Annotated in this window: 13 protein-coding genes; 9 read left to right on the plus strand and 4 right to left on the minus strand. The window is 67.2% G+C overall.

What is annotated here, in order from left to right; all coding sequences use genetic code 11:
- The first annotated feature begins 251 nt into the window (after nucleotides 1–251).
- The gene (gene lpxL / locus DIE17_RS15660) at nucleotides 252–1,136 is read left to right on the plus strand and encodes a lauroyl acyltransferase LpxL (protein ID WP_044847850.1); all 885 of its coding nucleotides are present in this window, start codon (nucleotides 252–254) and stop codon (nucleotides 1,134–1,136) included.
- Between the two features lie 21 nt (nucleotides 1,137–1,157).
- On the opposite strand, the gene DIE17_RS15665 is transcribed toward lpxL, so the two are convergent.
- Together DIE17_RS15665 and DIE17_RS15670 are read right to left on the minus strand one after the other, a co-directional pair.
- Nucleotides 1,158–1,460, minus strand: a complete 303-nt coding sequence (locus DIE17_RS15665; protein WP_044847849.1) for a HigA family addiction module antitoxin — start codon at nucleotides 1,458–1,460, stop codon at nucleotides 1,158–1,160.
- A 14-nt stretch (nucleotides 1,461–1,474) separates the two neighbouring features.
- Complete coding sequence (locus DIE17_RS15670; RefSeq protein ID WP_124486685.1) at nucleotides 1,475–1,753, minus strand: type II toxin-antitoxin system RelE/ParE family toxin; 279 nt, start codon at nucleotides 1,751–1,753, stop codon at nucleotides 1,475–1,477.
- A gap of 419 nt (nucleotides 1,754–2,172) precedes the next feature.
- Between DIE17_RS15670 and dapF the strand changes: the two genes are divergently transcribed.
- The 8 genes from dapF (at nucleotide 2,173) to hslU (ending at nucleotide 10,342) form a co-directional block, all read left to right on the plus strand.
- Nucleotides 2,173–3,042: a diaminopimelate epimerase gene (dapF, locus tag DIE17_RS15675; RefSeq protein ID WP_124486686.1), complete on the plus strand. Its 870-nt coding sequence runs from the start codon at nucleotides 2,173–2,175 to the stop codon at nucleotides 3,040–3,042.
- Nucleotides 3,043–3,081: 39 nt separating this feature from the next.
- Nucleotides 3,082–3,807 (plus strand): DUF484 family protein, encoded by a 726-nt coding sequence (locus DIE17_RS15680; protein ID WP_124486687.1) that lies wholly within the window; start codon nucleotides 3,082–3,084, stop codon nucleotides 3,805–3,807.
- A gap of 13 nt (nucleotides 3,808–3,820) precedes the next feature.
- Nucleotides 3,821–4,741 carry a tyrosine recombinase XerC gene (gene xerC, locus DIE17_RS15685; RefSeq protein WP_124486688.1) on the plus strand — a complete coding sequence of 307 codons (921 nt, stop codon included), beginning with the start codon at nucleotides 3,821–3,823 and terminating at the stop codon, nucleotides 4,739–4,741.
- 76 nt (nucleotides 4,742–4,817) lie between these two features.
- On the plus strand, nucleotides 4,818–6,032 hold the full coding sequence (locus DIE17_RS15690) for a class I SAM-dependent rRNA methyltransferase (RefSeq protein WP_124520553.1): 1,215 nt from the start codon (nucleotides 4,818–4,820) through the stop codon (nucleotides 6,030–6,032).
- A 198-nt stretch (nucleotides 6,033–6,230) separates the two neighbouring features.
- Entirely contained in the window at nucleotides 6,231–7,304 is a 1,074-nt protein-coding gene (locus DIE17_RS15695; RefSeq protein ID WP_124486689.1) for a GTP-binding protein, read from the plus strand.
- Between the two features lie 492 nt (nucleotides 7,305–7,796).
- Nucleotides 7,797–8,213, plus strand: coding sequence for an RNA polymerase-binding protein DksA (dksA, locus tag DIE17_RS15705; protein ID WP_006477498.1), 417 nt, complete (start codon nucleotides 7,797–7,799; stop codon nucleotides 8,211–8,213).
- A 238-nt stretch (nucleotides 8,214–8,451) separates the two neighbouring features.
- A complete protein-coding gene (gene hslV, locus DIE17_RS15710) occupies nucleotides 8,452–8,988 on the plus strand; it encodes an ATP-dependent protease subunit HslV (protein WP_006760749.1) in 537 nt (178 codons plus the stop codon).
- Between the two features lie 10 nt (nucleotides 8,989–8,998).
- On the plus strand, nucleotides 8,999–10,342 hold the full coding sequence (gene hslU / locus DIE17_RS15715) for an ATP-dependent protease ATPase subunit HslU (RefSeq protein ID WP_044847842.1): 1,344 nt from the start codon (nucleotides 8,999–9,001) through the stop codon (nucleotides 10,340–10,342).
- An 85-nt stretch (nucleotides 10,343–10,427) separates the two neighbouring features.
- Here the strand turns inward: hslU and DIE17_RS15720 are convergent, their stop codons facing one another.
- Both DIE17_RS15720 and DIE17_RS15725 read right to left on the minus strand, forming a co-directional pair.
- Entirely contained in the window at nucleotides 10,428–10,970 is a 543-nt protein-coding gene (locus DIE17_RS15720; protein WP_044847841.1) for a response regulator transcription factor, read from the minus strand.
- 13 nt (nucleotides 10,971–10,983) lie between these two features.
- The gene (locus DIE17_RS15725) at nucleotides 10,984–12,390 is read right to left on the minus strand and encodes an ATP-binding protein (protein WP_044847840.1); all 1,407 of its coding nucleotides are present in this window, start codon (nucleotides 12,388–12,390) and stop codon (nucleotides 10,984–10,986) included.
- Nucleotides 12,391–12,407 lie beyond the last annotated feature (17 nt).

Here is a 12,407-nt window from a genome sequence, read left to right on the forward strand (position 1 = left end):
TGTGTGGTTACGGTGGGTTTCACGTAGCCAGCTTCGTTGGCCTGAAGCGGCGACGCTTTAGCGGATTACCAGGACCGGGCAGCGCGCTTCGCGCCAGCCGGCTTCGCCCCGCAAGTTGTCAGTTAACTCGGCGAAGCCCGTATTATAGCGGCTTTCGTGAATTGTCACAGAGCGCCACACGTGCTGCATCGTCCGCTGTCCTACCCCCCTGTTCGCAACGCGCCGGCCAGCCGGCCCCACGGAGATTCCGCATGCTAGGCCGCCTCGGCACGCACCTCGCCATCGGCTTGCTGAAGCTGCTCGCCCTGCTGCCGTACGGTCTGACCGCACGGTTCGGCGACGGCCTCGGCTGGCTGCTGTACCAGATTCCCAGCCGGCGAAAGCGCATCGTACATACCAATCTGAAACTCTGCTTCCCCGACTGGAGCGACGAGCGGCGCGAGGAAGTGGCGGGCCGGCATTTCCGCCACGCGATCCGCAGCTACGTCGAGCGCAGCGTCCAGTGGTTCGGCTCCGAGCGCAAGCTCGCGAAACTGATCCAGGTCGACAGCGCGGTCGATCTCACGGACCCCGATCTGCCCCCGACGCTGTTCCTGGGCCTGCATTTCGTCGGCATCGAAGCCGGCTCGATCTGGCTGAACCGTTCACTGCAGCGCCGTTGCGGATCGCTGTACCAGCCGTTCTCGAATGCGATACTCGAGGAAGAAGCGAAGAAGGCGCGCGGGCGTTTCGACGCCGAGATGGTCGGCCGCGCGGACAGCGCGCGCGTCGTGCTGCGCTGGCTGCGCGACCGCAAGCCGGTGATGCTCGGCGCCGACATGGACTACGGGCTGCGCAATTCGACGTTCGTACCCTTCTTCGGCGTGCCCGCGTGCACGCTGACGGCCGTCGGCCGGCTCGCGAAGACGGGCCGCGCGCAGGTCGTGCCGTTCATCGGCGAAGTGCTGCCGAACTACCAGGGTTACCGGCTGAAGGTGTTCAAGCCGTGGGATCACTATCCGACCGGCGACGACGATCTCGACGCGCGGCGGATGAACGAATTCCTCGAAGAGCAGATTCCGCTGATGCCCGAGCAGTATTACTGGGTGCACAAGCGCTTCAAGACGCGCCCGCCCGGCGAGCCGAGCCTCTACTGAGTCGAACCCGCGGGCGCGTCGTCAGATACGCGCCTGTACCCTCGCCACTTTCGGCGCGCCTTTCGCGCGCGCCTGCCAGAGATCGTAGGCCGACTGCTGCGCCAGCCACAGATCCGCCTTCCCGCCGTTTTCCTCGCCCAGCCACGCTTCGAGACGCAGCGCCATTTCAGGCGAGATGCCGGCATGGCCGTGCAGGATGCGCGACAGCGCCGCGCGCGTGACGCCGAGCTGCGCGGCGGCTTCGGTGACGGTCAGGCCGAGCGCCGGCAAGACGTCGTCGCGCAGCGCCTCGCCCGGATGGGGCGGATTGAAGATGCGAGTCATGGCGTTGAATGACCTCAGTGATAGTCTTGATAGTTGACCAGGACGGCATCCGGGCCCTCGAATCTGAACGTCAGGCGCCAGTTGACGCTCACGCTCACCGAGCAGTAACCCTCCAGCCCGCCGGCGAGGCCATGCAGGCGCCAGCCGGGTACGTTCATGTCGAACGGCTGGCTCGCCATGTCGAGACGGGCAAGCTGGCGCCGCAACCTCGGGGCATGATCCGGCCGGATGCCAGCCTTGCTCCCGTTCGTGAAAAACGCTTCCAGCCCCTTGTGCTGCCATGACTTGATCATGGGCCTCCCACACTCGAGTGCGATTCGACGGCATGGCCCACATGGCGTATAGCCAGACTATACGAATCGCCTGATTGATTTGTCAATTTGACCGGTACGAAAACGCGCACGCGGCGAAATCCCGTGCGCTGGAAACGGCGCGACGCGTACCGCCGGATTCACCTGTCCCGACAACGCTCGCCACACCGCACCACCTCAATCTGCCGACTCGGTGCCCACGCGACCAGTCAGCCGATCGGCCGGCATCGCCGCGCTCCGCCGCCCGAACGGCACCCGGCGCCCCGCCCGCGCAGGACGCCCCTGTCGGCTGCATGTATCATTTGCGGTTGAGATCAGCACGACGAACGACGCCGCCCGGCATGACGGCGCGCCGCGTCCGTCGTGCCGGCCGCCCTGTTCGCCATGGAATTCCGGACCCAGTGAAACTCTCGTTCACCAAGATGCACGGCGCGGGCAACGACTTCGTCGTGCTCGACAGCTATTCGCGCGCGCTGCCGCCGCTCACCGAGGCGCAGGTGCGCGCGCTCGCCAACCGACACTTCGGCATCGGCGCCGACCAGTTGCTGCTCGTCGAGAAACCGACCGTCGACGGCGCGGATTTCAAGTACCGGATCTTCAATTGCGACGGCGGCGAAGTCGAACACTGCGGTAACGGCGCGCGCTGCTTCGTGAAGTTCGTCAGCGACCGCGGCCTGACCGACAAGCGCAGCGTGCGCGTGCAGGTGATGAAGGGCCTGATCACGTTGACGATGCAGGACAACGGCGAAGTCGTCGTCGACATGGGCGCGCCCGTGTTTGCGCCGGCGGAGGTGCCGTTCGACGCCGCGGGGCTCGACGGCCGGACGGAAGGCAACGACACGCTGTGGCCACTCGACGTCGGCGGCCACACGCGCTGGATCTCGACGGTGTCGATGGGCAACCCGCACGCGGTGCAGGTCGTCGACGACGTCGAAGCGTATCCCGTGCTCGACGAAGGCCCGCTGATCGAGCGCCACGCCCGCTTCCCGCAGCGCGTGAACGCCGGCTTCATGCAGATCGTGTCGCGCAGCGAGGTGAAGCTGCGCGTGTACGAACGCGGCGCGGGCGAGACGCTCGCATGCGGCACCGGCGCGTGCGCGGCGGTGGCGGCCGGCATCCGGCGCGGCCTGCTCGATTCGCCGGTGACCGTGCACACGCATGGCGGCACGCTGACGATCGGCTGGGGCGGCGCGCGCGACGAAGCCGCCGCGCTGATGATGTCCGGGCCCGCCACGACCGTGTTCGAAGGCGAGATCGACCTGAACGTCTGACCCTTCAACGTCCCGATAACCGAAGAACGCTCCAGCCACATGAACGATCGCGAAGTCGCCGACTACCTGCTCGCCAATCCCGAATTCTTCGCGCAACACGCGGAATTGCTCGCGACGATCCGTCTCGCGAACCCGCACGGCAAGGCCGCGATCTCGCTGCAGGAGCGGCAGATGGAGATGCTGCGCGACAAGAACAAGCATCTCGAGCGCCGGCTCGCCGAACTCGTGCGCTACGGCCACGAGAACGACAGCCTGTCCGCGAAGTTCAGCCGCTGGACCGCGCGCGTGATCGCGGAACGCGACCCGTACGCGCTGCCGCGCACGATCGCCGAAGGCATCGCCGACGTGTTCGATGTGCCGCAAACCGCGCTGCGCGTTTGGGACGTCGCCGACACCTATGCGCAGGCCGATTTCGCGCGCCAGGTCGGCGAGGAAGTGCGGCTCTTCACGAACGGGCTGTCGACGCCGTACTGCGGCGCGAACACCGGATTCGAAGCGGCCCAGTGGCTCGCGCCCGCGCTCGCGGCGCCGGCCGCGAATGCGGCGGAAGGCGCCGAAGCCGCGCCGGCCGGCGACGGCGCGGCCACGTCGGTCGCGCTGCTCGCGCTGCGTGCGCCGCTCGGCGGCACCGATGCGCCCGCGTTCGGCCTGCTCGTGCTCGGCTCGCCCGATCCGCGCCGCTTCCACGACGGGATGGCGACCGACTTCCTCGCGCAGATCGCGACGCTCGCGAGCGCCGCGCTCACGCGTCTGCTGCCGCATTGAGATCGCTCCCGCGATGACCGACGATCCGATCGCCGCCTACCTGTCGAACCTGAAACACGTCAGGCAGCTGTCGGAACACACGCTGCGTGCGTACACGCACGAACTCGACGAACTGAAGAAACTCGCCGCCGGCCGCCCGCTCGACGCGCTGACGGCCGCCGACATGCGCGGCGCGGTCGTGCGCGCACACGCGGGCGGCTTGTCCGCTCGCTCGATCTCGCACCGGCTTTCCGCATGGCGTGCGTTCTATCGCTGGCTCGCGCAGCGCGTCGAGCTGCCCGCGAATCCCGTTGCCGGGGTGCGCGCGCCCAAACGCGAGAAATCGCTGCCCAAGGCGCTGTCGGTCGACGATGCGGTCGCACTCATGGATACGCCGCTCGCCGGCACGACCGAAGGCATCCGCGATCACGCGATCCTCGAGCTGTTCTATTCGTCCGGGCTGCGCCTCGCGGAACTGGTCGGGCTCGACGTCATGTATACGCAGGCCGACGGCTACCGCTCGGCCGGCTGGCTCGATCTCGCCGAAGCCGAAGTCACCGTGCGCGGCAAGGGCAACAAGGAGCGCAAGGTGCCGGTCGGCCGCAAGGCGATCGACGCGCTGAACGCGTGGCTCGCGGTGCGCGGCGAATTCGTGAAGCACGATCCGCATCCGCTGTTCGTGTCGGTGCGCGGCAACCGGATGGCGCCGGGCGTCGTGCGCGACCGCGTGAAGCGCGCGGCGCTGGCCGCGGGCATCCCCGCCAACGTCCACCCGCACGTGCTGCGCCATTCGTTCGCGACGCACGTGCTGCAGTCGAGCGGCGACCTGCGCGCGGTGCAGGAGCTGCTGGGCCACGCGAGCGTCGCCGCCACGCAGGTCTACACGTCGCTCGACTTCCAGCATCTCGCGAAAATTTACGACAGCGCGCATCCGCGCGCGAAGAAGCGCGACTGACGCGCGTTCCGCCCTACCCGCCGCGCGCGGCGGCCGGCAACGGCCAGCGCCGTCCGCGGCCCCAATCGATCCGATCATGCAAACCGTCACACTCAGACCGTCCAAGGAAAAATCGCTGCTGCGCCGGCATCCGTGGATCTATGCCAATGCGATCGACCGCGTCGACGGCACGCCCGCCCCCGGCGCGACCGTGGTCGTGCGCGCGCACGACGGCCGCTTCCTCGCGCGCGGCGCGTACAGCCCGCAGTCGCAGATCCGCGTGCGCGTGTGGAGCTTCGACGAAAACGAGCCGATCGATCACGCCTTCTTCAAGCGCCGCGTGCAGCGCGCGGTCGCGCACCGCACGACGATGGTGTCGGGCACGGGCGCGGTGCGGCTCGTGTTCGGCGAAGCCGACGGGCTGCCGGGGCTGATCGTCGACTACTACATCGCGGACACGGCGGAGCCGGGCGCCGCGCCGCGCGGCCAGCTCGTGTGCCAGTTCATGGCCGCGGGCGTCGAGGCATGGAAGGATGCGATCGTCGCGGCGCTCAGCGGCGCGACCGGCTGCCCGAACGTGTACGAACGCTCGGACGTGTCGATCCGCGACAAGGAAGGGCTCGCGCAGACGACCGGCGTGCTCGCCGGCGACGCGCCGCCCGCTACGCTGATCGCGAACGAAAACGGCGTGCGTTATCACGTCGACGTGCCGAACGGCCACAAGACCGGCTTCTACGTCGACCAGCGCGACAACCGCGCGCTCGTCGCGCAATACGCGGACGGCCGCGACGTACTGAACTGCTTCTGCTACACGGGCGGCTTCTCGCTCGCGGCGCTCAAGGGCGGCGCGAAACGCGTCGTGTCGATCGATTCGTCGGGCGACGCGCTCGCGCTCGCGCAGCAGAACGTCGTCGCGAACGGTTTCGATCCCGACCGCGCGACCTGGCTCGACGCGGACGCGTTCAAGACGCTGCGCCGCCTCGTCGACGAAGGCGAGCGCTTCGACCTGATCGTGCTCGATCCGCCGAAGTTCGCGCCGACCCGCGACAGCGTCGATCGCGCGTCGCGCGCCTACAAGGACATCAACCTGAGCGGCTTCAAGCTGCTGCGTCCGGGCGGCCTGCTGTTCACGTACTCGTGCTCGGGCGCGATCGACATGGACCTGTTCCAGAAGATCGTCGCGGGCGCGGCTGCCGACGCGAAGGTCGACGCGCGGATCCTGAAGCGGCTCGGCGCGGGCGTCGATCACCCGCTGCTCGCCGCGTTCCCGGAAGGCGAATATCTGAAGGGCCTGCTGTTGCAAATCGTCTGATCGCCCCGATCTAGACGCACACCCGTCCGCCGGCCGTTCGTGCGCTGGCGGAACCGCGCTCTCGCCTGTCGTCCGGACGACGGGCGAGGGCTTGACAGGTATGTTTCAATGGATGGTTGTGCGCCCCGGCTCGCGAGTCGACGGCGCGACGCACACATCCTGGTTTTGACCCCGATTCACGAACCACAGGCGACCGACATGGCCACTCCCGTCACCATCCTCACCGGCTTCCTCGGCAGCGGCAAGACGACGCTGCTCAAGCGCATCCTGAATGAACAGCACGGCATGAAGATCGCCGTGATCGAGAACGAGTTCGGCGAAGAGAACATCGACAACGAGATCCTCGTCCAGGACACGAACGAGCAGATCATCCAGATGAGCAACGGCTGCATCTGCTGCACGATCCGCGGCGACCTCGCCCGCGCGCTCGGCGATCTGGCCGCGAAGAAGCGCGAAGGCAAGCTCGACTTCGACCGCATCGTGATCGAGACGACCGGCCTCGCGAACCCGGGCCCCGTCGCACAGACCTTCTTCATCGACAGCGAGATCGCCGACGATTTCCTGCTCGACGCCGTCATCACGCTGGTCGACGCTAAGCATGCGAACGCGCAGCTCGACGAACACGAAGTGGTGCAGCGCCAGGTCGGCTTCGCCGATCGCCTGTTCATCACGAAGTCGGACCTCGTCGACGACCAGGCCGTCGCGGCGCTCAAGCACCGCCTGATGCACATGAACCCGAAGGCGACGATCAAGGTCGTGAATTTTGGCGAAGCCGACATCAAGGAAATCTTCGACCTGCGCGGCTTCAACCTGAACGCGAAGCTCGAGATCGACCCGGACTTCCTCGCCGAGGACGACCACGCGCACCATCACCACGATCACGACCATGATCACGATCACGCGGATTGCGACCACGATCACGGTCAATGCGCGCACGATCACGACCACGGCCATCATCATCACGCGCACCACGACGACAAGATCAAGTCGTTCGTGTACCGCAACGACCGTCCGTTCGACCCGAACAAGCTGGAAGACTTCCTCGGCGGCATCCTGCAGATCTACGGGGAACGGATGTTGCGCTACAAGGGCGTGCTGTACATGAAGGGCGTCGACCGCAAGGTCGTGTTCCAGGGCGTGCACCAGATGATGGGCAGCGACCTCGCCGCGAAGTGGCTGCCGGTCGAGAAGAAGACCAACAAGATGGTGTTCATCGGCGTCGACCTGCCGCAGGACCTGATCACCGACGGCCTCGACGCCTGCCTCGCCTGAGCGGTCGGGCCGGTGTCGCAGGCCTTCCGTGCGGCCGCCTTCGCGGGCGGCCGCGGGGCTTGCGGGGTGCCGTTTCCGGGCAGGGTTTCGCCGTCATCGCTTTTTCGCGATTTGCGCGTTATATTTTTTAGATATTGGCGCAGCCGACGGGGATCGACCCGATACGGCGCCCGCTTGCGATTCAGTTACAATACGTGCCCGCTGGAGTACGGCAATAACAGGCCCGGTTCTTGCAGAACCATTACCCGGGCATCGCAACCGCGCCGGATCGCCCATCCGCCACCCGGCCGCGGCCGATGCGATCTGCCGCGCAGTACCGGTTCGCCGCGCGCGCAAATCCGCGCCAGGCCTGTCCTGGTATTTGAGAACCGGTTTTCCAGAGGCTTTCGGCCCCGCGACGGCAAATCGCAAATGATTGCAAGCGGCAGTTGCGGGTAATCCCAAAGTGCAGGCACTATCTCCTGATTTGCCGCACATTGAAGAAGCAAGCAGATGACGAAGAAACTCTTGACCGAAGCCGAAATCCTGAAGATGAGCGACAAGGATTACATGAATGAGGATCAGCTCGCCTTCTTCAAAAATCGGCTCGAACAGTTGCAGGCGGACATCCTCAAGAACGCAGGCCAGACGACCGAGAACCTGCGCGAGACGGTGATCGTCCCCGATCCCGCCGACCGCGCGACGATCGAGGAAGAGCACGCGCTCGAGCTGCGCACGCGCGATCGCGAACGCAAGCTCCTCAAGAAGGTTCAGCAGTCGCTCGCCCGCATCGATTCCGGCGACTACGGCTGGTGCGAGGAAACCGGCGAACCGATCGGCATTCCGCGCCTGCTCGCGCGTCCGACGGCCACGCTGTCGCTCGAGGCGCAAGAGCGCCGCGAGCTGCGCCAAAAGCTGTTCGGCGACTGATCGAGCGGCGTTCCGCTCCGACACGCTGCTTCCCGAAAGCGCGCGGCCTGCCGCGCGCTTTTTGTTTTTCCGGCACCGGTTCCCGGCCCGCCGGCCGATTTGCGTCCCCCTCTTGATATCCCGGCGCCCGCCCTAAAATGAAACGGACGCGCGCCGGGCCGCTCCCCGGCGCACTGCGGATTCACGCGGCGGCGCGTCGCGCCGCCCGACTCTTCCCCGTTTTTCTCAAGGAACGCAGATGGAGCAATTTCACGGCACGACCATCGTTTCGGTCCGGCGCGGCGACAAGGTCGCGCTCGGCGGCGACGGCCAGGTAACCCTCGGCAACATCGTCATGAAGGGTGGCGCGCGGAAAGTGCGGCGGATCTACAACAACCAGGTACTGGTCGGATTCGCGGGCGGCACCGCCGATGCGTTCTCGCTGCTCGATCGCTTCGAGGCGAAGCTCGAGAAGCACCAGGGCAACCTGACCCGCGCGGCCGTCGAGCTCGCGAAGGACTGGCGCACCGACCGGATGCTGCGCCGCCTCGAGGCGATGCTGATCACGGCCGACGCGACCACCACGCTCGTGATCACCGGCAACGGCGACGTGCTCGACCCGGAAGGCGGCATCTGCGCGATCGGTTCGGGCGGCGCCTATGCGCAGGCCGCGGCCCGCGCGCTCGCGGAGAACACCGAGCTGTCGCCGCGCGAGATCGTCGAGAAGTCGCTCGAGATCGCCGGCGACATGTGCATCTACACGAACCACAACCGCATCATCGAAACGATCGAGTAAGGACCGCCCCATGAGCACCATGACCCCTGCCGAGATCGTCTCGGAACTCGACAAGCACATCATCGGCCAGGCCAAGGCGAAGAAGGCCGTCGCGGTCGCGCTGCGCAACCGCTGGCGCCGCCAGCAGGTCGCCGACCCGCTGCGCCAGGAAATCACGCCGAAGAACATCCTGATGATCGGGCCGACGGGCGTCGGCAAGACCGAAATCGCACGACGCCTCGCGAAGCTCGCCGACGCGCCGTTCATCAAGATCGAAGCGACCAAGTTCACCGAGGTCGGCTACGTCGGCCGCGACGTCGACAGCATCGTGCGCGACCTGATCGAGATCTCGGTCAAGCAGACGCGCGAATCCGAGATGCGCAAGGTGCGCAGCAAGGCCACCGACCAGGCGGAAGACCGCATCCTCGACATCCTGCTGCCGCAGCCGCGCGCGGTGGGCTTCGGCGGCAATGCCGACCACGCGAACGACGACAACAACGCGACGCGCCAGACCTTCCGCAAGCGCCTGCGCGAAGGCCAGCTCGACGACAAGGAAGTCGAGCTCGACCTCGAGCAGCCGTCGGCCGGCATGGACATCATGGCGCCGCCGGGGATGGAAGAAATGACCGAGCAGATCCGCTCGATGTTCTCGAACCTCGGCAGCGGCAAGAAGCAGCGCCGCAAGGTGAAGATCAAGGAAGCGCTGAAGCTGCTGACCGACGAGGAAGCGGCGAAGATGCTCAACGACGAGGAAGTGAAGACGAAGGCCGTGCAGAACGTCGAGCAGAACGGCATCGTGTTCCTCGACGAGATCGACAAGATCACGTCGCGCAACAACGAAGGCAGCGGCGGCGAAGTGTCGCGCCAGGGCGTGCAGCGCGACCTGCTGCCGCTCGTCGAGGGCACGACGGTCAACACGAAGTACGGGATGGTGAAGACCGATCACATCCTGTTCATCGCGAGCGGCGCATTCCACCTCGCGAAGCCGAGCGACCTGATTCCCGAACTGCAGGGCCGCTTCCCGATCCGCGTCGAGCTCGACTCGCTGTCGGTGAAGGATTTCGAGGCAATCCTCGTCGCGACCGATGCCAGCCTCGTCAAACAGTACCAGGCGCTGCTCGCCACCGAAGACGTGCAGCTCGAGTTCGCCGAAGACGGCATTCGCCGCCTGGCCGAAATCGCGTACGCGGTCAACGAGAAGACCGAGAACATCGGTGCGCGCCGGCTCTACACGGTGATCGAGAAGCTGCTCGAGGAAGTGTCGTTCTCGGCCGGCAACCACGCCGGCGAGCGCGTGACGATCGATGCGCAGTATGTCGACCGTGCGCTCGGCGAAGTGTCGCAGGACGAAGACCTGTCGCGCTACGTGCTGTAACGCGCGCGGTGGCGAATGCGAAACGGGCGGCTCCTTCGGGGCCGCCCGTTTTCGTTGGGGCGGCCGGCCGCTGCCGCCGCACCGCTTACTGGCGCACCGGCTTCTTCGCGAGCTTGCGCTGCAGCGTGCGGCGGTGCATGTTCAGCGCGCGCGCGGTTGCCGAAATGTTGTTGTTGTTCTCCGCGAGCACGCGCTGGATGTGCTCCCATTCGAGCCGGTCGACCGACAGCACGACCGGATTCTCGAGCGCCTCGTCGGCCTGCACTTCGCTCGCGTTGGTCTGCAGCGCGGCCAGGATCGACTCGATGTTCGCCGGCTTCGCGAGATAGTTGTCGGCGCCTTCCTTCACGGCCTGCACGGCGGTCGCGATGCTCGCGTAGCCGGTCAGCACGAGAATCCGCGCGTCGGGCTGCAGGTCGCACAGCGGCGCGATCAGGCTCAGCCCCGAATCGTCGCCGAGATGCAGGTCGACGGTGATGAACTGGAACTTGCCGCCGGCCGCGAGCCGCAGCGCCGCCTCCTTGTCGTGCGCCTGCTGGACCGCGTAGCCGCGGCGCTCGAGGCCGCGCGCGAGCGTGCCCGCGAACACCTCGTTGTCGTCGATCACCAGGAAATTGTTCTCGCTCATGTGGTTTCTCCGTCTACGTGTTGGTTGAGGCGGCCGGCGCCGTGACGCGCGCCACCGGCAGGCGCAGCACCGCGCGGGTGCCGCGGCCGGTGACGCCAGCCGGGCGGCTGTCCGGCGCGGCTGCCGCTCGTTCGCTCGCGCGCTGGCCCGACGCAGCAGCGGCGTGACCGTTCGCACCGCCACCCGCGCGCCCGTTGCCGCCCGCCGCGCGCGGCGTGACATCGGACAGCTCGACCTCGCCGCCGAGGCGCGCGGCCGCGCTGAACGCAAGATACAGGCCGACCCCGTGCCCGCCCTGCGTGCTGTCGACCGGCATCGCGCCGAGCGATTCGCGCAATGCGGCCGGAATGCCCGGGCCGTCGTCGCATACTTCGAATTCGATCTGGTCGCCCGCCCGGTCGTTGTGCGCGAGCTTCGCGGCCAGCGTCACGCGGTGCGGGCTCGCCCGCGCGGCATTGTCGAGCAGGATCGTCAGGATCTGGCCGGCCGCGACCGTGTCGTCGAGCGCGACGCCAGACGGGCGCGCACCCAGCAGCTCGAACTGCACGTGCGGATGCCGCAGGCGCCAGTGCTCGACGAACGTGTCGAGCCAGTCATCCACCGGCTGACGGCTCGCCGGCGCGCTCGCGCGGCTGCGCAGCCGCGCGAGCGCCGACGTGCAGAGCGTCATCTGTTCTTCCAGCACCTTCAGGTCGCCCTCGTAGCGCGCGAGCCCCGGATCGGCGCGGGCCGCATCGCGCAGTTCCTCCGCGAGCATCGCGATCGTCGACAGCGGCGTGCCCATCTCGTGCGCGACGGTGGCCGCCTGCACGCCGAGCGCGACCGCCCGCTCGTCGCGCAGCAGGTGCGCCTGCGCCTCGCCGAGCGCCGCATCGCGCTGGCGCAGCGCGTTCGACATGCGCGCGACGAACCATGCGATCAGCCCGACGCTGACCATGAAGTTCGCCCACATCCCGGTGCGGTAGTAGTCGAACAGGTTCGCCGGGTTATCCATGTTGAGCGGCACCGAATCGAAGCCGAGCGCCGCGTAGCACGCGACCGCGAACGCCGCGAGCCAGATCATCAGGTGCCACGGCAGCACGGCCGCCGCGATCGCGAGCGACGGCAGGTACAGCGACACGAACGGGTTGGTCGTGCCGCCCGACAGGAACAGCAGCGCCGACAATGCGCCGAGGTCGACCCACAGCTGGCCGAGCAGCTCGAAATTGGTCTCGGGCCGCGCGCGCAGCACGCGCACCCAGGTCAGCGCGTTGAAAACGATTTCGAGCGCGATGACCATCAGCATCGCCGGCAGCGGCAGATGCACGCCGAAATAGGTCTGCACGACGCCGATCGTCACGAGCTGGCCGATGATCGCGAGATTGCGCAGCCAGAACAGGTGACTGAGGTTGACGCGCCCGGTGGTGGTGATTCGTTGCATCCGAGCAGTTTACCCGT

The organism is Burkholderia sp. Bp9099, assembly GCF_003857805.1.
Classification (GTDB): domain Bacteria; phylum Pseudomonadota; class Gammaproteobacteria; order Burkholderiales; family Burkholderiaceae; genus Burkholderia.